The organism is Ancylobacter sp. 3268 (genome assembly GCF_031456575.1).
Lineage (GTDB): Bacteria > Pseudomonadota > Alphaproteobacteria > Rhizobiales > Xanthobacteraceae > Ancylobacter.
In genome coordinates this window covers 181085-205455 of record NZ_JAVDUX010000009.1, presented here as the reverse complement: position 1 = coordinate 205455, position 24371 = coordinate 181085, and the positions used below count along the sequence as shown (strand labels likewise).

The window sequence follows — 24371 nt, the reverse complement described above, 5'->3', positions numbered from 1 at the left end:
ATCCGCGGCGCCTGCTAGATTCGCCGCATGCTGTTCGATCTGCCCGACCACGAGACGCTTTATCGCGCGCTCATCGACCGCGACGACCGCTATGAGGGTCGCGCCTTCGTCTGCGTCGCCACCACCGGCGTGTTCTGCCGGCTGACCTGCCCGGCCCGCAAGCCGCTGGCCGGCAATTGCAGCTTCCACGCCACAATCGGCGCCTGCATCGAGGCCGGGTTCCGCCCCTGCAAGCGGTGCCATCCGCTGCAACCGGCCGCCGCGGCCGACCCGGTGATCGCGGCGCTGCTGGCCGCGCTCGACGCGCGGCCGGAGCGGCGCTGGAGCGAGGGCGACGTGGAGCGCCTGGGCTTCGACCTCTCCACGGTGCGGCGCAGCTTCAAGCGGCATTTCGGCATGACCTTCATCGAGATGGCGCGGCAGCGCCGCCTGCGCGAGGGCTTCGAGACGCTGGCGCTGGGCGGCTCGGTGATCGCCGCGCAGCAGGAGGCCGGCTTCGCCTCGCCGAGCGCCTTCCGCGCCGCCTTCGCCCGGCTGATCGGCCGCGCGCCGGGCGAACTCACCGGGCGCGGGCTGCTCCTGGCCGACTGGATCGCCACCCCGATCGGCGACATGCTCGCCTTGTCGAGCGCCTCGCAGCTGCATCTGCTCGAATTCATCGACCGTCGGGCATTGCCGACCGAGCTCGGCAAGCTCGCCACGCTGGCCAAGGGCGAGATCGGCATCGGCACCACGGCGCCGACCGAGCAGATCCGCGCCGAGCTCGGGCGGTTCTTCGCCGGCGAATCGGCGTCGTTCGCCACGCCGCTGGCCTTGCACGGCAGCGCCTTCACCCGCGCGGTATGGGCGGAGCTGCGGCAGATTCCACCCGGCGAGACCCGCTCCTATGGCGAGATCGCCCACCGCATCGGCCAGCCGGCGGCGGTGCGTGCGGTGGCGCGGGCGAACGGCGCCAACCAGCTCGCCCTGATCATTCCCTGCCACCGGGTGATCGGCGCCGACGGCGCGCTCACCGGCTATGGCGGCGGGCTGTGGCGCAAGCAGAAGCTGCTGGAGATCGAACGGCAGTATCGAAGGACGGCGTAGGCGACGAAGCGGGGCCGTTTGGAACGTGATCCGGAAGGCCCGTTCCGGCGCATGAGCTGGAGGCTCATTCGAGGCTCGGCCATCGGCCCGTTGCCTCGGGACGAGGGTCGCCGTGGCGAGTCAACAGTCTGCGTCATGCTCTCGGAGGCTGATCGGCATTGACCTCCCTAAGAGGGCATCGCCGCGCTGTCGGCAAGAGAGGGCCCTCAAGGTGTCGACCCTTTGCCGGAACAGGCATGCCGTCATGCCGAGGTGATCCGGGCCGCAGAGCCTCGAAGCACGCACGGCGCCGGCTTCTTGCCTGATCGACCACCCGCTCTTCCGGACATGACGCCAAACCGCGTGCGAAGCCCCCTCACCCCTCTCCTCGACCGGGAGAGGGAGACGGCACGGTCAGCGCGCCGGGGGCATCGGAAACGGCGTCGCTCCGTCGGCGTCCCCTTGCGAGAGGGATCGCCCCGCGCCGGCTCGGCCTGCCGCCGCTCTTACCCCAGATCGACCCACCCCGCGAGCCTCAGCCCAGATCGGCCCAGCCGGCGAGCTCGCGGCGGACCACGCCTTCCAGCACGTCCATGCCCGGCTCGCTGTCGTTGAGGCAGGGGATGAAGTGGAACTTCTCGCCGCCATTATGGTGGAAGATCTCGGCGTTCTCGCCGGCGATCTCCTCCAGCGTCTCCAGGCAATCGGCGACGAAGCCCGGCGTGATGACCGCAAGGCGCTTCACGCCGGATTTCGCCAGCGCCTCCACCGTCTTGTCGGTGTAGGGCTGCAGCCATTCCGCCTTGCCGAAACGCGACTGGAAGGTGAGCTTCAGTCTCCCCTCCGGCCAGCCGAGGCGCTCGCGCACCAGCCGTGCGGTCTTGTAGCAATAGCAGTGATAGGGGTCGCCCTTCTCGAAATACTCCTTCGGAATGCCGTGGAAGGAGGCGAGCACCAGCTCCGGCTCCCAGTCCAGCCCAGCGAGCGAGGTCTCGATCGAGGAGGCGATGGCGTCGATATAGGTCGGGTCATCCGGCCAGGGCGGCGCGACGCGCAGCACCGGCTGCCAGCGCATCGCTTTAAGCGCGTCGAAGGCGGCGTCGCAGACGGTGGCCGAGGTCGCCGCCGCATATTGCGGATAGAGCGGCACCAGAAGGATGCGCTCGCAGCCCTGCTTTTGCAGCGCCTCGATGCGCGAGGCGATGGACGGATTGCCGTAGCGCATCGCCCAGTCGAAGACGAGGCGGCTGTCCTTGTGCCCGAGCCGGGCGGCGAGCTTGTCCGACTGGGCGCGGGTGATGGTGCGCAGCGGGCCCTCGTTCAGTTGCCGGTTCCAGATCGTGTCATAGTCGCGGCCCTTGGCCTGCGGGCGCTTCGACAGGATGATCACATTGAGCAGGAACCACCACAGCGCCCGGTTCACCTCGATGACGCGGCGGTCGGAGAGGAACTCCTTGAGATAGCGGCGCATCGACCAGTAATCGGTGCCGTCCGGCGTGCCGAGATTGACGATGAGCACGCCGATCCGCCCGGATTTCACCGGCGGGTGGCCGGGAGGAAAAGTCCCGGCGACGGGAGCGGTGCCGGATGGCACCGGAACGGGCTTGTTCATCGGTTGTCCTTCGCCTTGTCGCCGCCTCGGCGGATCGCGTGCCGAGCCTTATAGGCCATTGCGCCGTGCCTGCCATCCGTAGCCGTTCGGAGCGGCCGGCACGGCGCGTCCTGCCTTACGGGCGGGGCGGGATCTCGAGGCCGCGCTGCACCGCCGGGCGCGCGAGCCCGCGCTCCAGCCAGGCCGGCACGTTCTTCAGCTCGTCATAGCCGACCAGCTCGGCAGCGCCGTAAAAGCCGACCAGGTTGCGCACCCAGCCCAGCGAGGCGATGTCGGCAATGGTGTAGTCGTCGCCCATGATCCAGTCGCGGCCCTCGAGCCTGTCCTCCAGCACGCGGATGAGGCGGGCGCTCTCCTTGGCGTAACGCTCGCGCGGGCGCTTGTCCTCATAGGACGCGCCGGCGAATTTGTGGAAGAAGCCGAGCTGGCCGAACATCGGGCCGAGGCCGCCCATCTGGAACATCACCCACTGGATGGTCTCGTAGCGGGCAGCCGGATCCTCCGGCAGGAACTGCCCGGTCTTCTCCGCGAGGTAGATGAGGATCGCGCCGGATTCGAACAAGGCGAGCGGCTTGCCGTCCGGGCCGTCGGGATCGAGGATCGCCGGGATCTTGCCGTTGGGATTGAGCGACAGGAATTCCGGCGTCCAGCTCTCGTCCTTGCCGATATTGACGGTGTGCGCCTCATAGGGAAGGCCGGTCTCCTCCAGCAGGATCGACACTTTCACGCCATTGGGCGTGGGGAAGGAATAGAGCTGGAGACGGTCGGGGTGCTTGGCGGGCCAGCGGGCGGTGATCGGGAAAGCGGAAAGATCGGTCACGCGGTTGCTCCGGTGAGGATGGACGTCGGAGCCTAGTTATGCACGGCCGGGCGCAATGCCAGTCCGCCGCGAAACGAAAACGGCCGGGACAGGCCCGGCCGCTTCGCGCATCGATCCGACGGAAAGACGCCCTCACCGCACCAGCACGTTGCGGAACTGCCAGGGGTCGCTCTCGTCTATGTCCTCAGGGAACAGGCCGGGGCGGCCTTCGAGCGGCGTCCAGTCGGTGTAGTAGCCCTTCACCGTGCCGAGATAAGGCTTCTGCACATCGAGACAGCGGCGATAGTCCATCTCGTCGGTCTCGACGATGCCGGCTTCCGGGTTCTCCAGCGCCCACACCATGCCGGCGAGCACGGCGGAGGTCACCTGAAGACCGGTCGCGCTCTGATAGGGAGCGAGGTTGCGGGTTTCCTCGATGGTGAGCTGCGAGCCGTACCAATAGGCGTTCCTGGCATGGCCGAACAGCAGCACGCCGAGCTCGTCGCGGCCGTCGACGATCTCGTGCTCGCTGAGGATGGTCCAGTTTTCCTGGAACTTGCCCTCGGCGCCGAACATCTCGTGCAGCGACAGCACCGCGTCGTTGCAGGGATGATAGGCGTAGTGGCAGGTCGGGCGGTAGGCGACCTGGGCGCCGTTGCGCACGGTGTAATAGTCGGCGATCGAGATCGACTCGTTATGGGTGACCAGGAAGCCGTGCTGCGCCCCGAGGCTCGGGCACCAGGTGCGCACGCGGGTGGTGGCGCCGGGCTGCAGCAGGTAGATCGCCGCGCCGGAGCCCTGATTATGCGAGCGGGCGGTATCCGGCAGCCACTTCTCGTGGGTGCCCCAGCCGAGCTCGGCCGGCTGCAGGCCTTCCGAGACGAAGCCCTCGACCGACCAGGTGTTGACGAACTTGCCGAACGGCCGGGGATCATGGGCGCGCTGGGTGTCGCGCTCGGCGATGTGGATGCCCTTGATGCCGAGCTGCTGCATCAGCGCCGCCCAGCCCTCGCGCGAGGTCGGCTCCTCGAAGGCCAGGCCGGTGTCGGTGGCGATGTCGACCAGCGCCTGCTTGACGAACCACGACACCATGCCCGGATTGGCGCCGCAGCAGGAGATCGCGGTCGGCCCGCCCGGATTGGCGCGCTTGGCGGCCAGCATGCTCTCGCGCAGGGCGTAGTTGGAGCGGCTCGCCGGGGTGGCGTTCTTGTCGAAATAGAAGCCGAGCCAGGGCTCCACCACGGTGTCGATATAGAGCGCGCCCAACTCGCGGGCGAGCGTCATCATGTCGACCGAGCCGGTATCGACCGAGAGATTGATCACGAAGCCGCGCCCGCCAGTGGTCAGCAGCGGCGTCAGGATTTCGCGGTAGTTCTCCTTGGTGATCGCCAGCTGCAGAAAGGTGATGCCACGCTCGTCGAGGAGGGCGCGGTTGTCGTCGACCGGATCGATGACGGTGAGACGGTCCTTGTCGAAGTCGAAGTGCCGTTCGAGAAGCGGCAGGGTGCCACGCCCGATCGAGCCGAAGCCGATCATCACGATGGGACCGTCGATTTTTCCATAGACCGGCCAGACCGACATTCTCTGGGACACTCCTTTGTTGGCCTCAATACTTTTGGGTGGGGGCACCATGGTGGGGCGGGGATACGACGTCAATAGCGACGCCGCCCCAGCACCGGACGAGCCTGCCGCGCGGGTGATGACGCGCGCGTGACGTCGCGGTGACAGGCGGCGGACGCCGCCCCGGGGGACCGCATGCAAGCGGTCTCCGCACCGGGGCGGCGCCGGAGCATGTTCCGCGCCGGCCGTGCCGCACGAAAGGCGTCACGAGGGCCCGGCCGTCGGAACATGCGTCAACCCGTCGAACCGAAAGCGCCTCCCTGCCGGTCGGACCTTAGTCCGAGGGGAAGGCGCTCGCGCCTCACGCCGAGCGCTTGAGCACGGCGGGCACGGATTCGCGGGCGATCAGCTCGCTGAGGCTGGGGGCGGCGAGGAAATCGCCGGTGGGGCTGACGAGGCCACGCGCGCCCTTCAGCGCACCCGCCCGCAGCTCCAGGCCGAGGAAGCGGGCGCGCTCGAAGGCACCCGGCAGCCACAGCCCATCGGTGAGGGAGCGCTCGAAGCCGAAGCGGGCGTAATAGGGCGCGTCGCCGACCAGCAGGATGGCGCCATGGCCGAGGCGGGTGGCCTCGTTGATGGCGGTGACCATCATCGCCTTGCCGAGGCCGCGGTCGCGGAACCACGGGTGCACCGCCAGCGGGCCGAGCAGCAGCGCCGGCCGGCCCGGGCCCGCCGTGACGTGCCACAGCCTGAGCGTGCCGACCACCCGGCCATCGGCGCCATGGGCGGCGAAGGCGAGCCCCTCCGCCGGCATGCGGCCCTCGCGCAGGCGCTCCGAGGTCTTGCTGAAGCGGGCGGCGCGGCCGAAGGCGAGGTCGAGCAGCGCCTCGCGCTGGACGACGTCCGCCGCGCGCTCCAGCGAGATCGCGGGCGCGGGACCGGCGAAGTCGGCCGGAGCGGGGATCAGGGCGGCGGCGAGATCGGTGACGGCACGTTCCATTGACGGCCTCCAACACCCGGCATGGCGGGCAAAAGAGGTGAAAAGGAATGGTGAAAGACCCGGTGCGGCGGGATGGTTCCGCTGCGGCGGCTTGATTTCCGCCCGACACGATGCCCGGATAGTGATCCGGGATGCTCCCGTCGCCGCGCCGATTGCGGGCGGCGCGGCGACGCTTCGCGACCAGAGAACCGGCCGCGGGGAGCACTCAGGAGCCAGCTCGTGCCGGCTCAGATCACATAGGAGCGCAGCGGATCGAAGCCGTTGAACGCCACCGCCGAATAGGTGGTGGTGTAGGCGCCGGTGGCCTCGATCAGCACCTTGTCGCCGATGGCGAGCGAGATCGGCAGCTCGATCGGGGTCTTCTCATAGAGGACGTCGGCCGAATCGCAGGTCGGGCCGGCCAGCACGCAGGGCTCCATCGCGTCGCCGTCCCGCGCGGTGCGGATCGGGTAGCGGATCGCCTCGTCCATCGTCTCGGCGAGGCCGCCGAACTTGCCGATGTCGAGATAGACCCAGCGCATGGTGTCGGTCGCCGACTTCTTCGAGATCAGCACCACCTCGGCCTCGATCAGGCCGGCGCCGCCGACCATGCCGCGGCCCGGCTCGATGATGGTCTGCGGGATGGCGTTGCCGAAGTGACGCGACAGGGCGCGGAAGATCGATTCGCCATAGGCCTCGGCCGCCGGCACGTCCTGCAGGTACTTCGTCGGGAAACCACCGCCGAGATTGACCAGCGACAGGGTGAAGCCGCGTTCCGCGCAGGCGCGGAAGATCGCCGACGCGGAGGCGAGCGCCGAATCCCACGCCTCGACGTTCTTCTGCTGCGAGCCGACATGGAAGGAGACGCCATGCGCCTCCAGCCCGAGGCGATGGGCGTGCTCCAGCACGTCGACCGCCATCTCCGGCTCGCAGCCGAACTTGCGCGACAGCGGCCATTCGGCGCCGGCACCGTCGCACAGGATGCGGCAGAACACCTTGGAGCCGGCGGCGACGCGGGCGATCTTCTCCACCTCGACCTCGCAATCGACCGAGAACAACCGCACGCCCAGCGCGAAGGCGCGGGCGATGTCGCGCTCCTTCTTGATGGTGTTGCCATAGGAGACGCGGTCCGGCGTGGCGCCGGCGGCGAGCGCCATCTCGATCTCGGCGACCGAGGCGCAATCGAAGCAGGAGCCCAGCTCGGCGAGCAGGGAAAGGATCTCCGGCGCCGGGTTAGCCTTCACCGCATAGAAGACGCGGGTGTCCGGCAGCGCGTGGGCGAAGGCGCCGTAATTGGCGCGCACGACGTCGAGATCGACGACGACGCAGGGACCTTCCTCACGTCGGTTGCGGAGGAACTCGCGAATACGGTCGGTCATGGCGCTCTCCCACTGACCCGAAGCTGCGACCCGTGGAGACGATCCCTCGCCCGCGCGGCGCCAATGAGCCGCGTCGGTGGCGAGAATGCGCCTCCGTTCGCCGGCCGCACGGTTTTTGCCGCTTGGCCGGATGAAGTGGAGCCGTGGCAGCGATGCGTTCGGCGCGCATGTGGAGAGCGCGACCGTTCGATCGATGCCTTCGCTTGGTACGGGAAACCCGACCGCACGCCCGGCAAGAAGTAGTGCCTCTTCAGTTTCCCGACCTTTGGAGGGCCGACAGAGACCAAAAAAGCCCGCTACGTCGTTGCTTCAAGTCACGTTCCCAGCTGAGAGCTGAGTGCGCCGGTTTCGCCTCCGGCTACCGATCTTCCTGGCGACTTTCCGGCCTCTTGTCCGGACTTCCGCCGACCGGCACGCGACCACAGGCACGTGCGAATATTGGGCGAGGCGTGATGTAGGGACATTCGCCGTCACATGCAAGCGGGTTTTTGCAGGAATTTTCCCGCATCGCCCGATGGCGGAATCGGCTGCCGCGGCCCGGCACTGCGCGGCGGGGCCGCTCCTGGCCGTCCGCCGGTGCTTGCCAGCAGGGAGCGGGTGTGTTCTGTTTTCGTTCTTGATTGATTGCGGAGGCGGCGATGGCGGTTCAACCCGCTCTGCATATCGGCATCGGCATAGCGCGCCCCTATGAGCAGGTGCGGGCGTTTCTTTGCGAGCCGGCGAATTTTCCGGAATGGGCATAAGGGCTCGGCAAAGGATTCACGCCGCTCGGCGGCACCGATTGGCAGGTGGAGACCCCGCTCGGCCCGATGCGGGTGCGCTTCACCCCGCCGAACCAGCATGGCGTGCTCGACCACACGCTGATCCCCGAAGACGGTGCGCCGATGTACAACCCGATGCGGGTGGTCGCCAATGGCGATGGCAGCGAGGTGGTGTTCTGCCTGTTCCAGCGCGCGGGCGTGAGCGAGGCGGCGTTCGCCGCCGATGCCGACTGGGTGCGCCGCGATCTCGCGCGGCTGAAGGCGCTGCTGGAATCGGAGCCGGCGCCGGCCGCGCCGTCGGCGGACGCCTAGCCCTCGACGAAGGGCTCGACGCTCTTGGCCTTCATGATGAAGCGGTAGATGCCGTAGATGGCGAGCAGGCCGAAGGCGCCCTCGAAGATCAGCTCCGTCACCCAGCCGGCATTGAACAGCGCCGCCACCGCCCAGCCGGCGGCAAGGCCGGCGCCGATGAGCTCGGCTCCCAGCAGAATGGCGGCGCTCACCACCGTGCTGACATGGTCCCAGCGGATGCGACGGCCCGTGCTCATCAGTCTTCCCAGCCTTGACTCTTGCCTTAAATGACGGGGCGCAACCTGCTATGCCCGGCCGCGCCGGTCAAGTCGCCGCACGCGAGCGTGATTCGGCGCCGGACGAAAGGTTGAGGACATGGGGGGTCGGGGACATGGATCGCTTCGCCGCACATGAGAGCCGGCACGGCGGCCGCGGGGTGGTCGCCGCGCCGCACCGGCTGGCGTCGCTCGCCGGCCGCGCCGTGCTGGAAGAGGGCGGCAACGCCGTCGAGGCCATGCTCGCCGCCGCCGCCACCATCGCGGTGGTCTATCCGCACATGAACCAGATGGGCGGTGACGGCTTCTGGCTGATCCGCGGCCCGTCCGGCCGGGTGGCCTATATCGAGGCGGCCGGATTCGCCGGCGCCAGGGCGACGCCGGCCTTCTACCGCCATGCCGGCCATGACGCGATCCCCACGCGCGGGCCGCTCGCCGCGCTCACCGTGCCCGGGCAGGTCGGCGGCTGGATGCTGGCGCTGGAGATGGCGCGGGGGCTGGGTGGAAGGATGCCGCTGAAGCGGCTGCTGGAGAACGCGATCGCCCATGCGCGCGAGGGCACGCCGGTCTCCGCCTCGCAGGCGCGGCTGACGGCGGAGAAGCTCGGCGAGCTGAAGGACGTGCCGGGCTTCGCGGCCGCCTATCTCGCGGAAGGCAAGCCGCCGGAGGCCGGGACGCTGCAGCGCGCCGGGCGTCTCGCCGACACGCTGGAACACCTCGCCGGCGCCGGCCTCGACGATTACTACCGTGGCGATGTCGGGCGCGAGCTCGCCGCCGATCTCGAGCGCGTCGGCTCGCCGGTGACCCGCGCCGATCTCCAGGCCTATCGCGCGGTCGAGCGCAAGCCGCTGGCGGCGACGCTGCGCGGGATGACGCTCTGGGGCTCGCCGCCGCCGACGCAGGGGCTGGCCAGCCTGATGATCCTCGGCATCTTCGACCGGCTGGGCGTGACCGAGCCCGAGGGCTTCGCCCATGTCCACGGCCTCGTCGAGGCGACCAAGCGCGCCTTCCTGGTCCGCGACAGGGTGGTGACCGACTATGCGCGCCTGACCGCCGATCCGGCCTCCTTCCTCACCCCGGCGACGCTGGCGCGCGAGGCGGCGGCGATCGACGGGCGCCGCGCCCTGCCCTGGCCGCAAAAGGCCGCGCGCGGCGACACGGTGTGGCTGGGCGCCACCGACAAGAGCGGCATCTGCGTCTCCTACATCCAGTCGATCTACTGGGAGTTCGGTTCCGGCGTCGTCTCGCCGGCGACCGGGGTGCTGCTGCAGAATCGCGGCGCCTCCTTCTCGCTCGACCCCCAGGTGGTGAACCCGCTGGAGCCGGGGAGGCGGCCGTTCCACACGCTGAACCCCTGCATGGCCGAGCTGGCCGACGGGCGCGTGGTCGCCTTCGGCTGCATGGGCGGCGAGGGCCAGCCGCAGAGCAATGCGGCGGTGATGAGCCGCTACGGGCTGTTCGGCGTGCCGCTCGGCCAGGCGGTGGCGCGGCCGCGCTGGCTGCTCGGCCGCACCTGGGGCGACGACACCATCGGGCTGCGGGTCGAGGGTGCCTTCGATTCGCGCGTCGCCGACGACCTGTCGCGCGCCGGCCACGAGCTCGGCGTGCTGCCGGAGGCCTATAGCGACACGATGGGCCATGCCGGGGCGGTGGTATGGCACCCTAAGGGGAACGTCGAGGGCACGCACGACCCGCGTTCGGATGGCGACGCCGAGGCGGTGTGAGCTGGAGAATGCCGGCGCGGCAAGGATTTCGCGCGGGTTCATCGAATGGTCACGGCAACATGCGAGACGCGCGGCCCATGGAAACGATTCTCACCAATGCCCGAGTCGTTCTCGATGACGCCGTCGTCGAGGGCACGCTGGTCGTCGAAGGCGGCGACATCCGCGCCGTCGACGAGGGGCGCTCGCATCTCTCCCGGGCGATCGACTGCGCCGGCGCCTATCTGGCGCCGGGCCTGATCGACCTGCACACCGATGCGCTGGAAAGCCATTTCGTGCCGCGCCCGAAGGTGATCTGGCCGGATGCCCGCGCCGCGGCGCTGGCGCATGACGCGCAGATGGCGGGCTCCGGCGTCACCACGGTCTACGACGCGATCTGCGCCGGCGGCTTCGACCAGTCCAAGGCCGACCGCCGGGCGCTCTACACGGTGATGCTCGACGCCGTCGACGAGGGGACCGCGCGCGGCATGTTCCGCGTCGAGCACAAGCTGCATTTGCGCTGCGAGCTCACCGACCCGACGCTGGAAGAGCTGGTGGCCCAGGCCTCGGGCCGGCCGAGCCTGGCGCTGGCCTCGCTGATGGACCACACGCCCGGCGCCCGGCAGTGGCGCAATGTCGAGCACCTGAAGACCTATCTCTCCGGCATCGGCAAGACCGCCGAGGAGATGGACCGCGAGCTCAATGAGCGCGCCGCGCGCGGCCGGGCGGCGGTGCCGGGCAACTTCGCCAAGATGGTCGGGCTGTTCGCCGGCTCGGGCATCGTGCTGGCGAGCCATGACGACACCACGCCCGAGCATGTCGCCGACGCCAAGGCGGCGGGCTGCACCATTTCGGAATTTCCCACCACGCCGGAAGCGGCGAAGGCCGCGCGCGAGGCGGGCCTCGCCACCATTGGCGGGGCGCCGAACGCGGTGCGCGGCGGCTCGCATTCCGGCGGCGTGTCGATGCGGGCGCTGGCGGCGCAGGGGCTGATCGACGCGCTCGCCTCCGACTATGTGCCGGCGAGCCTGTTGCAGGCGGCGCTGGCGCTGACGCGCGATCCCGGCCTGACGCTGCCGGCGGCGCTGGCGCTGGTGACCTCGCGGCCGGCGGCGCTGGCGGGGCTCGCCGATCGCGGCCGGCTGGCGCCGGGCCTGCGGGCCGATGTGGTGGCTTTTCATGTGATCGACGACACGCCGGTGGTGCGGGAGGTCTTCCTCGCCGGCCGGCGCATCTTCTGAACGACGGGACTTCGCGCGCGAAGCTGTTCTCGGGAGGACGCATGACGACGATACTGGGTGAGGCGCGGCCGGCCGATGCCGGTCGCATGGACACACTGACCGTCGAGACGGCGGAGCCCCGCCGGAACGAGACTCGGCCGGCTGAGCCCCGCTATGCGATCTATTTCGCACCGCCGGCCAAGAGCCCGCTGTGGCGCTTCGGCTCCGCGGTGATCGGCTACGACGCCGAGAGCGGGCGCGAATTGCCGCCGCCGCCGCTGTCCCGCTTCACGCCGGAGCGCTGGCGCGACATCACCTCCGAGCCGCGCCGCTACGGCTTCCACGGCACGCTGAAGGCGCCGTTCCGCCTGGCGCCGGACAGGGACGAGGCGAGCCTGCGCGCGGTGTGCGCGCGCTTCGCCGCCGACCGGGCGAGCTTCGCCTGCGCCGGGGTGATGCTGGCCTCCATCGGCCGCTTCCTGGCGCTGAAGACGGTATCGACCTGCTCGGCGCTGAACCGGCTGGCCGCCGGCGCGGTGGCGGCCTTCGACGATTTCCGCGCCCCGATGACCGAGGCCGAGCGCGAGCGCCGGCTGCGGGCGCCGCTGACCGAGCGGCAGAAGGACTATCTGGCGCGCTGGGGCTATCCCTATGTGCTGGACGATTTCCGCTTCCACATGACGTTGACCGGGCCGCTCGACGATGCCGACCGCGCGGCGGCGGCGGAGGAACTGGCCGAGCTGTTCGCGCGGAGCGGGGCGGACGGGCCGCTGATCGTCGGCGGCATCGCGCTGTACCGCCAGGAGGCGCGGCAGGACGGCGCCGGCGGCGAGCGCTTCCGGCTGATCGAACGCTACGGCTTCGGGAGCTGAGGCGTGACCCAGCCGTCCACCCGGCTCGGGCCGGAGCCCGTTATCGATGCCAGCGCCGAGCTCAACGCCTCGACGCTCGGCCGCTACACCGAGGTCGGCGCGCGCACGCGGCTGGTCGAGGTCGAGCTCGGCGACTATTCCTACGTGGTGAACGACGCCGACATCGCCTACGCCACCATCGGCAAGTTCACCTCCATCGCCGCGATGACCCGCATCAATCCAGGCAACCACCCGATGGAGCGGGCGAGCCAGTCGCATTTCACCTACCGTGCCGGCGACTATTTCGCCGGCGAATCGAACGAGCCGAGCTTCTTCGACCGCCGCCGCGCCCAATGGGTGACGATCGGCCATGACGTCTGGATCGGCCACGGCGCCATCGTGCTGCCGGGCCGCCGCATCGGCGACGGCGCGGTGGTGGCCGCCGGGGCGGTGGTCACCAAGGACGTGGCGCCCTACAGCATCGTCGGCGGCAATCCGGCGCGGCCGATCCGCGCACGCTTTCCCGCGGCAATCGGCGAAAGGCTGCAGGCGCTCGGCTGGTGGCACTGGGAGCATGCGCGGCTGCATGCCGCGCTCGCCGATTTCCGGGCGCTGACGGTCGAGGCCTTCCTGGAGAAGCACGGCGGCTGAGCGGCGCGCCGCGACCGCCGGGCCTCCGGCGCGGCGACCTGACAGCCTTGCGCCCGCCACGCTTGGGCTCTACGTCAGGGGCTCGGCTTTGAAGACGGAGCGGCCCGGAACCGATGCTCGGCACTGCGATGGACGTCGATTCCCTGCTGGAGCGGCGGCGGCTGCGCCGCAAGCTCACCTTCTGGCGCGTGGCGGTGCTGCTGGTGATCGCCGGCGCCGCGGCGCTGGCGGCGGTGTGGTGGACCGATGGCGGCCTCACCCCGCGCGCGGCGCCGCATGTGGCGCGGGTGACCATTGGCGGCATCATCCGCAACGATCGCGAGCGGCTGGAGATGTTCGACGACATCGCCCGCTCCGGCGCCCGCGCGGTGATCATCGCCATCGACAGCCCCGGCGGCACCGTGGTCGGCTCGCAGCAGCTCTATGACGGGCTGCGCCGGCTGGCGGAAAAGCTGCCCGTGGTGGCGGTGGTCGACGGCATGGCGGCGTCGGGTGCCTATATCGCCGCCATGGGCGCCGATCACATCGTGGCGCCGCGCAACGCCATGGTCGGCTCGATCGGCGTGATCTTCCAGTACCCGAACTTCACCGATCTGATGAAGACCGTGGGCGTCGCCTACGAGACCATCAAGTCGAGCCCGCTGAAAGCGGTGCCCAACGGCTTCGAGCCGACCAGCCCCGAGGCGCGGGCGGCGGTGATGTCGCTGGTGACCGACAGCTATGACTGGTTTCGCGGCCTGGTCGCCGAGCGGCGGACCATCGCCGGCGAGACGCTCGACCTCGTCGCCGACGGGCGGGTGTTCACCGCGCATCAGGGCCTGCCGCTGAACCTCGTCGACGAGCTCGGCGACGAGCGCACCGCGCGGGCCTACCTCGCCCGCGAGCGCGATGTGGCGGAAAGCCTGCCGGTGCGCGTCTGGCGCACCGGGCGTTCCGGCGAGGAATTCGGCTGGCTGCGGGCGGCGGGGCTGCGGCTGATGTCGCTGTTCGGGCTCGAGGACGTGGCCGCGGTGTTGATCGGCCCGGCTTTCGACGCCGCCACACAGTCTCGCCTTGACGGTCTGTTGGCCCTCTGGCACCCTCGCGATTAAGCTTTCGGGGGAGCCAACAGTTTCGAGAATAAAGTGTTTTCGGATTTGCGACGAGCCGAAGACGAACTAAGGGGCCGGGGCGTCGATGATCAAGTCGGAACTAGTCCAGCGTATCGCGGAAGCCAATCCGCATCTCTACCAGCGCGACGTCGAGAATATCGTGAATGCGATACTCGACGAGATCGTCGGCGCTCTCGCCCGCGGAGACCGGGTGGAGCTGCGCGGCTTCGGCGCCTTCTCGGTGAAGGCGCGGCCGGCGCGCACCGGGCGCAACCCGCGCACCGGCGCCCATGTGGCGGTCGACGGCAAGGCGGTGCCGTATTTCAAGACCGGCAAGGAGATGCGCGAACGCCTGAATGGCGGGGTGGATCTCGAATAGCCGGACGTGCAAGCAGGAGTGTCAAAGCGTGCTGCGTCGCATCCTCTCGATCGTGCTGATCCTGCCGATCTCCATCGGCATCATCATGCTGGCGGTGGCCAACCGCCATCCGGTGGCGCTGGTGCTCGATCCCTTTGCCGGCGCGCTGTCGGTGGATCTGCCGCTGTTCGTGGTGGTGCTGGCGAGCCTCATCATCGGCGTGGCGCTGGGCGGGATCACCGTGTGGCTGCGGCAGGGACGCTATCGCCGGGCGGCGCGCAGCGCCGGTCGCGATGCGCGCCGGGCCAATGCGCAGGTGGAAAATTTGCGCGCCGCGATGGCGGAGCGGGCGCCGCGCGGGCCGATGGCGCCGGGCGGCGGCATGGGGCCGATTGCTCCGGTGGCCCTGCCGGGCCGGCGCGACGCGGCATGAGCGCTGCGCCCTCCGGCATGGCGCGCCAGCACGGAGGGCGCACCCCGGCCATTGCCTGAATGCCTGATGCCGGCGATGACACGGCTCAGCCCTGCCGCTTGCGACCGTTCGGCAATGAGGAAGCAGGCATTCGCGAAGCAGACCTGCGCGAAGCAGGCATTGGCCCGGCCGCGCCGTCATGCGACGACGCGTGCGTGCTCGTGTCGGCATCGCGGCGCGGCGCGGCGCGCGGCGGCGGATCGTCTCGTCCGGTAACGGTCGCAACGGACGGCGCCATGCCCGGCGCAGGCCGGGACATGACGCTTCTGCCGGTGCGGAGGCTGCCGGTCACTCGACGGCGAGTTCAACCGGGATATTGCCGCGGGTCGCCTTGGAATAGGGGCACATCTGGTGCGCCGCCTCGATCACCTCCTGCGCCTGCTCCTTGGTCAGCGCCGGCGCCTTCAGGGTGAGCTTCACCGCCAGGCTGAAACCGCTGTCGCTCTTCTGCAGCGAGGCCGCCACCGTCACCGAGGCGTCGGAAACGTCGAGCTTCTTCTGGCCGCCGACCGCTTCCACCGCCGAGCCGAAGCAGGCGGCATAGCCGGTGGCGAAAAGATGCTCGGGCGTGGTCTTGCCGGGCTCGAGCACGCCGTTCTTCGGCATGCCGAGATCGACCGACACCGAGCCGTCGCTGGTGGCGGAATGGCCGTGGCGGCCGCCCTTGGCTGTGGCGGTGCCGGTGAAAAGCGTGGTCGCGGTCATGAAAAATGCTCCTTGGCGCTTTCAGATGTCGCCGATCATCGACAGGCGCCATGAACATAGGGCGACGGTTTCCCCCGGCAATGTCGCTGGCCGCCGTTCCGCCTTCGCCCGCGTGCGAAGCCGACAGGGCCGCCCGCCGTGCCGCGGCGTTGTCGCAACGGCGCAAGGCCGATCACGCGGCGCGCGGGCGGCCCGGCAGCCACAGTGCGGGAGCCTGCCATGCCCGGGCCGGCCTTGTGCCGTGGCGGCGGGCATGGCAGTTGGACCCTTGGGTTTTGCCGTTCCCGCCTCGATGCCGGCGTCAGCCTTGCCGCCATCCGTCCCGTATGCTGCCAGCCGACGAGGTCGCCTTGCCCATGTCGTCTATGTCCACACCTCTCCCGTCCGCCGCCATGGCGCCAATTCCGGTGCTGCCCTTCGCCGAGCTGGCGCCGCGCTACGACGTGATCCTGTGCGACGTCTGGGGGGTGCTGCACAACGGCGCCGACGCCTTTGCCGCGGCCTCGGACGCATTGACGCGGGCCCGGGCGGCCGGAGGCACAGTGATCCTGGTCTCCAACGCGCCGCGGCCGAACGCCGATGTCGGCATAATTCTGGATCGTTTCGGGGTTCCCCGCGCGGCCTATGACGCCATCGTCACCTCCGGCGACGTCACCACCGGCCTGCTGCGCCAGGGCGGCATCGGCAAGGTCTGGCATCTGGGGCCGGAGCGGGACCTCGGCATCTACCGGGACGCCGGCGTCGAGCTGGTGGCGATGGAGGCCTGCGAGCGGGTGGTCTGCACCGGCCTGTTCGACGACACCACCGAGACGCCCGACAGCTATCGCGACACGCTGGCGGCCATGCACACGCGCGGGCTCACCATGATCTGCGCCAATCCCGACATCGTGGTGGAGCGCGGCGGCGAGCTGATCTGGTGCGCCGGCGCGCTCGCCGAGGCCTATCAGCAGATCGGTGGCGCGGCGATCTGGTGCGGCAAGCCGCACCGGCCGATCTACGAGGCGGCCTTCGCCAAGGCGGCGGAACTGCGCGGCGCGGCGGTGGAGCCCAGCCGTTTCCTCGCCATCGGCGACGCGCTGCGCACCGACCTCGCCGGCGCGCTCGGGGTGGGCATCGACTGCCTGTTCATCGCCGGCGGCATCCATGCCGGCGAGCTCGGGCTGGAGCGCTCGGGTACCATCGACCCGCGCGCGCTTGCCCGGCTGATCGAGGACGGGCCGGGCCGGCCGGTGGCCGCCGCGCCGCAGCTGGTCTGGTAGGCCCCGCGCCCGACCCGGACGCGTCCCGCCATTCCGGCCCAGCCAAGGCTCAGCCAAGTCCCAGCCAAGGCTCCGCCTGTCGAACCCATAGCTTATTCGTATCGGCCGGCCGGTTCCCCGGGGCGCGGAAAGCGGCTAGGGGATTGCCGGGTTGACGCGCCGGCTGCGCATCCGCAGTTTGCGCGCGATCCGTTACGCAGGTTCCGACGGTGTTGCCCCGATGAGTGCTTCCCCCGCCTCCCGTCCCTTCACCGTGCTGCGCGGCGGCGACGCCGTGCCGGCCGCCCTCGCCGATCCGGTGGTGGCGATCGGCAATTTCGACGGCGTGCATCGCGGCCACCGGGCGGTGATCGGCGTGGCGGTGCGGCGGGCGCATGCCGCCGGCAAGCCGGCGCTGGCACTGACCTTCGAGCCGCATCCGCGCGCCTATTTTCGTCCCAACGAGCCGATGTTCCGCCTGACGCCGGAACCGCTGAAGCTCGCTTTGCTCGCCTCGACCGGGCTCGACGGCGCGGCGGTGCTGGCCTTCGACGCCCTGCTGGCGGCCAAGGACGCCGAGAGCTTCGTCACCGAGATCCTGGTCGGCTGGCTGGGAGTGGGGTGCGTGGTGGCCGGCTTCGACTTCCATTTCGGCCGCGCCCGCGGCGGTTCGCCGGCCTTCCTGCGCGAGGCGGGCGCGCGCCACGGCTTCGCGGTGGAGATCGTGCCGCCGCTGCTCGACGACGGCGCGCAGATCTCCTCCAGCGCCATCCGGGCGGCGCTGGCGCAAGGGCGGGTCGAGCAGGCCGCACATATGCTGGGCGCGCCCTTCACCGTCGAGGCGGAGGTGATCCATGGCGACAAGCGGGGCCGGGAACTCGGCTACCCCACCGCCAATATGCGGCTGGATCCCGCCACCGAGCTGGCGCATGGCATCTACGCGGTGAGCGTGGAGATCGACGGGGTGGCGCGGCCGGCGGTGGCGAGCTTCGGCCGGCGGCCGACCTTCGACGACGGCGCGCCGCGGCTGGAGACCTTCGTCTTCGACTGGTCGGGCGATCTCTATGGCCGGCGGCTGAAGGTGGCGTTCCACGCCTATCTCCGGCCGGAGCTGAAATTCGCCGGCATCGAACCGCTGATCGCCCAGATGGACGAGGACAGCCGCCGCGCGCGCGCCATCCTCGGTGCCGGGCCCGGCGGGCGCTGACGCGCCGGCCCTGCAAACCCTTGCACGGCCTCGCCGCTGCGCTTACACCGTGGCCGACAGCTTAGGGAGCCGGTCAATGACGAACCGAAACAGCGATGGTCGCGAGCCGAAGACCCCCGATATCGAGGGTGGCGAGGCGCACGACTATTCGGCGACGCTGTTCCTGCCGCAGACCGATTTCCCCATGCGCGCCGGCCTGCCGCAGCGCGAGCCGGAATTCCTCGCCCGCTGGGAACAGATCGACCTCTATCGTCGCCAGCGCGAGGCCGGCGCCGGCAAGCCGCGCTTCGTGCTGCATGACGGCCCGCCCTATGCGAACGGCAACATCCATATCGGCCACGCGCTCAACAAGATCCTCAAGGACGTGGTGGTGCGCTCGCAGGGCGCGCTCGGCCACGATTCCAACTATGTGCCGGGCTGGGACTGCCACGGCCTGCCGATCGAATGGAAGATCGAGGAGCAGTACCGCGCCAAGGGCCGCAACAAGGACGAGGTGCCGGTCGTCGAGTTCCGCCAGGAATGCCGCGCCTTCGCCCAGGGCTGGATCGACGTGCAGCGCGCCGAGTTCAAGCGGCTCGGCATCGGCGGCGACTGGGACCATCCCTATGTGACGATGAGCTTCGACGCCGAGGCGCAGATCGCCCGCGAGATCATGAAGTTCGCGGCCAACGGCCTGCTCTATCGCGGCTCCAAGCCGGTGATGTGGTCGGTGGTCGAACGCACGGCGCTGGCCGAGGCGGAGGTCGAGTACCACGACCACCAGTCGACGACGATCTTCGTCAGGTTCCCGGTGACCGGCTACCGCAAGAGCGCCGCCACCGCCGGCGGCCTGCCCAAGGGGCTCGACCCGGCCGACAAGGCCGCCGACATCCATCTGTTCCCCTCCTATGAGGGGGCCTCGGTGGTGATCTGGACCACCACGCCCTGGACCATTCCCGGCAACCGCGCCATCGCCTTCTCCAAGGACGTCACCTATGCCGTCTATGAGGTGACCGAGGCGGCGCCCGACAACTGGGCGAAGGTCGGCGAGCATTTCATCCTCGCCGACAAGCTGGCGGCCGAGGTGTTCAAGGCGGCGCGGGTAACCGGCTATGAGCGCCACAAGGAGGTCGATCCGACGCATCTGGTCTGCGCGCATCCCTTCGCCGGCGTCGAAGGCACCGGCGGCTATTTCGACTTCCCGGTGCCGGTGGTGGCGGGCGATTTCGTCACCGACGACACCGGCACCGGCTTCGTCCACATCGCCCCGGGCCACGGCGCCGACGACTTCAACCTCTACACCGCCGAGCGCCTCGGCGAGGTGCCGCACACCGTCGGCCCCGACGGGCGCTATTACGACCATGTGCCGCTGTTCGCCGGCCATCGGGTGATGGACGACAAGGGCAAGGACGGCGACGCCAACGACGTCGTCATCAAGGCGCTGATGGCGGCCGGCCGGATCATCGCCCGCGGCCGGCTGAAGCACCAATATCCGCATAGCTGGCGTTCCAAGGCGCCGGTGATCTTCCGCAACACGCCGCAATGGTTCATCGCGATGGACAAGGACATCGCGGCGGCGGACGGCTCGTCGACCGCCGGCGACACGCTGCGGGCCCGCGCGCTCGGCGGCATCGCCGGCGTCGACTGGGTGCCGGCCTCCGGCGAGAACCGGATCAACGGCATGATCGAGAACCGCCCGGACTGGGTGGTGTCGCGCCAGCGCGCCTGGGGCGTGCCGATCGCTGTGTTCGTGAAGGACAAGGGCGACGGCACGGTGGAGCTGCTGCGCGACGAGAGGGTGAACGCCCGCATCGCCGCCGCCTTCGCCGCCGAAGGGGCGGACGCCTGGTACAAGGAGGGCGCGGCGCAGCGCTTCCTCGGCACCGACTACAGCGCCAATGAATGGCACAAGGTCGACGACATCCTCGACGTCTGGTTCGATTCGGGCTCCACGCACGCTTTCACGCTGGAGGTGCGCGACGACCTGAAGGTGGACCGCGCCTTCAATGGCGGGCCGGACCGGGTGATGTATCTCGAAGGCTCGGACCAGCATCGCGGCTGGTTCCATTCCTCGCTCCTGGAGAGCTGCGGCACCCGCGCGCGGCCGCCCTATGACGTGGTGCTGACCCATGGCTTCGTGCTCGACGAGCAGGGCCGCAAGATGTCGAAGTCGATCGGCAATGTCGTCGCGCCGCAGGAGGTGATCAAGTCCTCCGGCGCCGACATACTGCGCCTGTGGGTGTGCGCCTCCGACTATTCCGACGATCTGCGCATCGGCGCGGAGATCCTCAAGACCACGGTCGAGACCTACCGCAAGCTGCGCAACACGCTGCGCTGGCTGCTCGGCTCGCTGCACCATTACCGCGAGAGCGAGCGCGTCGCCTATGCCGACATGCCGGCGCTGGAGCGCATGGTGCTGCACCGGCTGGTCGAGCTCGACAAGGTGGTGCGCGAATCCTACGCCACCTTCGACTTCAAGCGGGTGAACGCGGCGCTGACCCAGTTCATGACCGCCGAGCTCTCCGCCTTCTATTTCGACGTGCGCAAGGACGCGCTCTATTGCGACCCGATCTCCTCGGTGACGCGCCGCGCCTGCCTGACCGTGCTCGACGAGGTGTTCCGCCGCCTCGTCATCTGGCTGGCGCCGATCCTGCCCTTCACCGCGGAGGAGACCTGGCTGGCCCGGTTCCCCTCCACCGACGGCTCGGTGCATCTGGAGATCTTCCCCGACACGCCGGCGAAATGGCGCGACGAGACGCTGGCCGACGAATGGCGCAAGATCCGCCTCGTCCGCCGCGTGGTGCTGGGCGCATTGGAGCTTGAACGTGCCGCCAAGCGCATCGGCTCCAGCCTCGAGGCGGCGCCGGTCATCCACGTATCGGATCCGAACCTGTTCGCGGCGGTGAGCGCGGTCGACCTCGCCGAGGTGTGCATCACCTCCGACGCGCATCTGATGCCGGATGAGGGGCCGAAGGAGGCCTTCCGCCTCGACGATGTGCCGGGCGTCAGCGTGGTGCCGGCGCGGGCGGAGGGGCGCAAATGCGCCCGCTCGTGGAAGATCTCGCCGCTGGTCGGCACCGACCCGGACTATCCGGACGTCACCCCGCGCGACGCCCAGGCGCTGCGCGAGCGCGCCGCCGGCCGGCGGGCCGCCGAATGAGGCTGAGCCTGACCGGCCCGCTCACCGGGCTCGGCGCGCGCTTCGCGCTGCTGGCGCTGGCCGTCGACCAGGCCTCGAAGCTGGCGGTGCTGCACGGCGTCGATTTCGGCGACGACGGCAAGGTGACGGTGCTGCCGTTCTTCGATCTGGTGCGGGCGTGGAATACCGGCATCAGCTACGGCATGTTTTCCGGCGGCGAGGATGGCTGGTGGCTGCTCGGCGGGCTGAAGGTCGCCGCCGCGGTGCTGTTCTGGTTCTGGCTGGCACGCACCGGACGGCGCATCGAGGCGGTGGCTCTCGGGCTTTTGATCGGCGGGGCGCTGGGCAATGCCATCGACCGCGTCGCCTATGGCGCGGTGTTCGACTTCATTTCGCTGCATGCCTTCGGCTTCTACTGGTACGTCTTCAACCTCTCGGACGTCGCCATTGTTGCCGGCGTGGCCCTGCTTTTGTATGACTCCTTCTTCGGCGGCGCCGTAAAAACGCCGTCCTGAGGTGACAACTGCGTTCGAGCCCCGCGTGTCCGACCTTCCTGCGTCGGCCGGAGGGCGGCAGGAGACGACCGGATGACGACATCGACCCTTGCGCCGCGCCATGTCCTCGTGCGCGGCCTTGCCATTGCCGCGTTTGCGTCGGGCCTGATGGCGCTGACGCTGTTCAGTGCCGCGCCCGCCGCTGCCCAGGAAGACAATTTCACCGAGCAGGTGCTCACCAGCCTCGGCCTGGTGCCGCCCCCGGGTCCCGACATCGATTATCGCGAGCGCGCGCCGCTGGTGGTGCCGCCCGGCGTCGGCAGTCTGCCGCCGCCGCGCGATGGCGCCGCCATCACCCAGAACCCGGCCTGGCCCAAGGATTACGACGAAGAGCGCAAGAAGAAGGAGCAGGCGGCGGCGGCGAAGGTGAAGGTGTTCACCAACGACAACGCCCAGACCCGTGCGCTCGGCCCGGCCGAGATGGCCAGCACCCGCACCAACATTCCTTCCAACAACCGGGCCCAGGGCCGCAACGCCCAGGCGCGCGAGGACTGGATCAAGCCCACGGGCTATGGCCTGTTCAGCCTCGGCCAGAAGCAGGAAGAGAAGCCGATGGTGTTCGCCGGGGAACCGGAGCGCCAGTCGCTCACCGAGCCGCCGCCCGGCTTCCAGACGCCGGCTCCCGGCGCCGCCTTCGGCGTGGTCTCCGACCGGCCCGAGGACAAGGCGTGGAACCCGCTGAGCTGGTTCGACCAGACCCAGCGCAACAAGGACCGCAACTGAGCGCGTCTTCTGGAAGGCCGGCGATTGCCGGCCTTTTCGCTTTCACGGCCGCTCGCGCCGCTCCGCGATGCCCCCGCCTTCGGCCATTCCCGCCATGTTCACGGGGGATTGAAACCGCCGGTGGCCCGGCGGCGGCGGTTCCGTGCCACCCTTACGCCGATTTAATCAACCGGAGCATGTTCTTGTCGTCGCGCTCGTGCGACGGTCGCGGAACGTGCCCAGGGTACGCCCGACGCGCTGCCGCCTGCCGGACCCGCCCTGCGGGGATGCGCCGGCGGCGCGGCGTGCCCATATGACTCAACCGGATGCCGTTATGTCGACTGGAAAGCTCATGCCCGCTCTGTTGCTCGCCGCCGCCACCGGGGCCGCGGCCCTTGCCGCGCCCCGCCCCGCCCAGGCCGCCGATGTGGCGCAGTACACGCTCGACAACGGCATGCAGGTGGTGGTGGTGCCCGATCGACGCGCCCCTGTGGTCACCCATATGGTGTGGTACCGCGTCGGCTCGGCCGACGAGCAGCCCGGCAAGTCCGGCATCGCCCATTTCCTCGAGCATCTGATGTTCAAGGGCACCGCCAGCCACCCGGCCGGCGAGTTCTCGCAGGTGGTGTCGAAGATCGGCGGACAGGAGAACGCCTTCACCTCGACCGATTACACCGCCTATTTCCAGCGCGTCGCCAAGGAGCACCTGAAGACGGTGATGGGCTTCGAGGCCGACCGCATGACCGGGCTGGTGCTCACCGACGAGGTGGTGCTGCCCGAGCGCGACGTGGTGCTGGAAGAGCGCCGCATGCGCACCGACAACGACCCCGGCGCGCAGCTCTCGGAAGCGGCCCAGGCGGCGATGTACACCAACCACCCCTACGGCCACCCGATCATCGGCTGGGAGGACGAGATCCGCCAGCTCAACCGCGAGGACGCGCTCGCCTTCTACAAGCGCTTCTACACGCCGAACAACGCCATCCTGGTGGTGGCCGGCGATGTCGAGCCGGAGGCGGTGAAGGCGCTGGCCGAGGAGACCTATGGCAAGGTCGGCCGCCGCGCCGAGACCGCCGCGCGGGCGCGGCCGAAGGAGCCGACGCCGCGCGCCGAGCGCCGCCTGGTGCTGGCGGATGCCCGCGTCGGCCAGCCCAGCCTGTCGCGCGCCTATCTGGTGCCGGCCTATCGCAACGAGAAGAAGGACAGCGTGGCGCTCGACGTGCTGGCGCAGATCCTCGGCGGCGGCTCGACCGGCCGGCTCTATCGCGAGCTGGTGGTGGCGCAGGGCCTCGCCGCCGGTGCCGGCGCCTGGTACCAGAGCACGGCGCTGGACGACACCCGCTTCGGGGTTTCCGCCTCGCCGCGTCCGGATGTCGACATGGCCAGGCTGGAGGCGGCGCTCGACGCGGTGATCGCCAAGCTGGCCGCCGACGGGCCGGAACCCGGGGAGCTGGAGCGGGCCAAGACCCGCCTGGTCGCCGAGGCGATCTATGCCCAGGACAACCAGGCGACGCTGGCGCGCATCTACGGTGCCGCGCTCGCCACCGGCACCACCGTCGAGGACGTGAAGAACTGGCCCGACGAGGTGAAGCAGGTGACCGCCGACGAGGTGAAGGAGGTGGCGCGGCGCTACCTCGTTCCCGCGCGGGCGGTGACCAGCCAGCTGCTGCCGGCGCGCGACGCCGCCGCGGCGCCGGCCGCGCCGGAGAAGCGCTCGTGAGCCGCCTGATGAGCGCCCTGTCGAGCGGCTTGGCCGCCCTGCATCCCTCTGCCCGTAACCTCGCCG

The 24371-nt window shown here is 69.9% G+C and carries 22 protein-coding genes; 15 read left to right on the top strand and 7 right to left on the bottom strand.

Going from position 1 to position 24371, the window contains the following annotated elements; translation table 11 throughout:
* Positions 1–27: 27 nt before the first annotated feature.
* A complete protein-coding gene (locus J2X65_RS14695) occupies positions 28–1086 on the top strand; it encodes a trifunctional transcriptional activator/DNA repair protein Ada/methylated-DNA--[protein]-cysteine S-methyltransferase (RefSeq protein ID WP_310202254.1) in 1059 nt (352 codons plus the stop codon).
* 514 nt (positions 1087–1600) lie between these two features.
* Here the strand turns inward: J2X65_RS14695 and hemH are convergent.
* The 5 genes from hemH to J2X65_RS14670 all read right to left on the bottom strand — a co-directional run bounded on the left by hemH (position 1601) and on the right by J2X65_RS14670 (position 7394).
* Positions 1601–2677 (bottom strand): ferrochelatase, encoded by a 1077-nt coding sequence (gene hemH / locus J2X65_RS14690; RefSeq protein ID WP_310202253.1) that lies wholly within the window; start codon positions 2675–2677, stop codon positions 1601–1603.
* Positions 2678–2792: 115 nt separating this feature from the next.
* Entirely contained in the window at positions 2793–3497 is a 705-nt protein-coding gene (locus J2X65_RS14685; RefSeq protein WP_310202251.1) for a glutathione S-transferase N-terminal domain-containing protein, read from the bottom strand.
* 132 nt (positions 3498–3629) lie between these two features.
* The gene (locus J2X65_RS14680) at positions 3630–5057 is read right to left on the bottom strand and encodes a homospermidine synthase (RefSeq protein WP_310202249.1); all 1428 of its coding nucleotides are present in this window, start codon (positions 5055–5057) and stop codon (positions 3630–3632) included.
* 340 nt (positions 5058–5397) lie between these two features.
* Complete coding sequence (locus J2X65_RS14675; RefSeq protein WP_310202247.1) at positions 5398–6036, bottom strand: N-acetyltransferase; 639 nt, start codon at positions 6034–6036, stop codon at positions 5398–5400.
* Positions 6037–6263: 227 nt separating this feature from the next.
* Complete coding sequence (locus tag J2X65_RS14670) at positions 6264–7394, bottom strand: type III PLP-dependent enzyme (protein WP_310202245.1); 1131 nt, start codon at positions 7392–7394, stop codon at positions 6264–6266.
* 788 nt (positions 7395–8182) lie between these two features.
* On the opposite strand from J2X65_RS14670, the gene J2X65_RS14665 reads away from it, so the two are divergent.
* Positions 8183–8467, top strand: a complete 285-nt coding sequence (locus tag J2X65_RS14665; protein WP_310202243.1) for a hypothetical protein — start codon at positions 8183–8185, stop codon at positions 8465–8467.
* On the opposite strand, the gene J2X65_RS14660 is transcribed toward J2X65_RS14665, so the two are convergent.
* Positions 8464–8703: a hypothetical protein gene (locus J2X65_RS14660; RefSeq protein WP_310202241.1), complete on the bottom strand. Its 240-nt coding sequence runs from the start codon at positions 8701–8703 to the stop codon at positions 8464–8466. The two genes, J2X65_RS14665 and J2X65_RS14660, sit on opposite strands and share 4 nt — an antisense overlap.
* 134 nt (positions 8704–8837) lie before the next feature.
* Here J2X65_RS14660 and J2X65_RS14655 point away from each other — a divergent pair, with 134 nt between their 5' ends.
* From J2X65_RS14655 to J2X65_RS14625, 7 genes are all read left to right on the top strand, one after another.
* Positions 8838–10445 carry a gamma-glutamyltransferase gene (locus J2X65_RS14655; protein WP_310202239.1) on the top strand — a complete coding sequence of 536 codons (1608 nt, stop codon included), beginning with the start codon at positions 8838–8840 and terminating at the stop codon, positions 10443–10445.
* Positions 10446–10522: 77 nt separating this feature from the next.
* The gene (locus tag J2X65_RS14650) at positions 10523–11662 is read left to right on the top strand and encodes an alpha-D-ribose 1-methylphosphonate 5-triphosphate diphosphatase (protein ID WP_310202237.1); all 1140 of its coding nucleotides are present in this window, start codon (positions 10523–10525) and stop codon (positions 11660–11662) included.
* Positions 11663–11703: 41 nt separating this feature from the next.
* Positions 11704–12513: a DUF1045 domain-containing protein gene (locus tag J2X65_RS14645; protein ID WP_310202235.1), complete on the top strand. Its 810-nt coding sequence runs from the start codon at positions 11704–11706 to the stop codon at positions 12511–12513.
* A gap of 3 nt (positions 12514–12516) precedes the next feature.
* Positions 12517–13143 carry a DapH/DapD/GlmU-related protein gene (locus tag J2X65_RS14640; RefSeq protein ID WP_310202233.1) on the top strand — a complete coding sequence of 209 codons (627 nt, stop codon included), beginning with the start codon at positions 12517–12519 and terminating at the stop codon, positions 13141–13143.
* A 113-nt stretch (positions 13144–13256) separates the two neighbouring features.
* Complete coding sequence (gene sppA, locus J2X65_RS14635) at positions 13257–14234, top strand: signal peptide peptidase SppA (RefSeq protein WP_310202231.1); 978 nt, start codon at positions 13257–13259, stop codon at positions 14232–14234.
* Between the two features lie 85 nt (positions 14235–14319).
* Entirely contained in the window at positions 14320–14613 is a 294-nt protein-coding gene (gene ihfB / locus J2X65_RS14630) for an integration host factor subunit beta (protein ID WP_213353364.1), read from the top strand.
* A gap of 28 nt (positions 14614–14641) precedes the next feature.
* Entirely contained in the window at positions 14642–15025 is a 384-nt protein-coding gene (locus tag J2X65_RS14625; RefSeq protein WP_310202229.1) for a LapA family protein, read from the top strand.
* Between the two features lie 327 nt (positions 15026–15352).
* On the opposite strand, the gene J2X65_RS14620 is transcribed toward J2X65_RS14625, so the two are convergent.
* Positions 15353–15769 carry an Ohr family peroxiredoxin gene (locus J2X65_RS14620; RefSeq protein WP_310202227.1) on the bottom strand — a complete coding sequence of 139 codons (417 nt, stop codon included), beginning with the start codon at positions 15767–15769 and terminating at the stop codon, positions 15353–15355.
* Positions 15770–16134: 365 nt separating this feature from the next.
* Here J2X65_RS14620 and J2X65_RS14615 point away from each other — a divergent pair, with 365 nt between their 5' ends.
* The 6 genes from J2X65_RS14615 to J2X65_RS14590 all read left to right on the top strand — a co-directional run bounded on the left by J2X65_RS14615 (position 16135) and on the right by J2X65_RS14590 (position 24305).
* On the top strand, positions 16135–17028 hold the full coding sequence (locus J2X65_RS14615) for a TIGR01459 family HAD-type hydrolase (protein ID WP_310202225.1): 894 nt from the start codon (positions 16135–16137) through the stop codon (positions 17026–17028).
* A gap of 220 nt (positions 17029–17248) precedes the next feature.
* Positions 17249–18214 carry a bifunctional riboflavin kinase/FAD synthetase gene (locus J2X65_RS14610; RefSeq protein ID WP_310202223.1) on the top strand — a complete coding sequence of 322 codons (966 nt, stop codon included), beginning with the start codon at positions 17249–17251 and terminating at the stop codon, positions 18212–18214.
* Between the two features lie 76 nt (positions 18215–18290).
* On the top strand, positions 18291–21353 hold the full coding sequence (gene ileS, locus J2X65_RS14605; RefSeq protein ID WP_310202222.1) for an isoleucine--tRNA ligase: 3063 nt from the start codon (positions 18291–18293) through the stop codon (positions 21351–21353).
* Entirely contained in the window at positions 21350–21847 is a 498-nt protein-coding gene (lspA, locus tag J2X65_RS14600) for a signal peptidase II (protein ID WP_310202219.1), read from the top strand. Before ileS ends, lspA begins: the two co-directional genes overlap by 4 nt.
* A 72-nt stretch (positions 21848–21919) precedes the next feature.
* Positions 21920–22609 carry a hypothetical protein gene (locus J2X65_RS14595; protein WP_310202217.1) on the top strand — a complete coding sequence of 230 codons (690 nt, stop codon included), beginning with the start codon at positions 21920–21922 and terminating at the stop codon, positions 22607–22609.
* Positions 22610–22940: 331 nt separating this feature from the next.
* Complete coding sequence (locus tag J2X65_RS14590; RefSeq protein WP_310202215.1) at positions 22941–24305, top strand: pitrilysin family protein; 1365 nt, start codon at positions 22941–22943, stop codon at positions 24303–24305.
* Positions 24306–24371 lie beyond the last annotated feature (66 nt).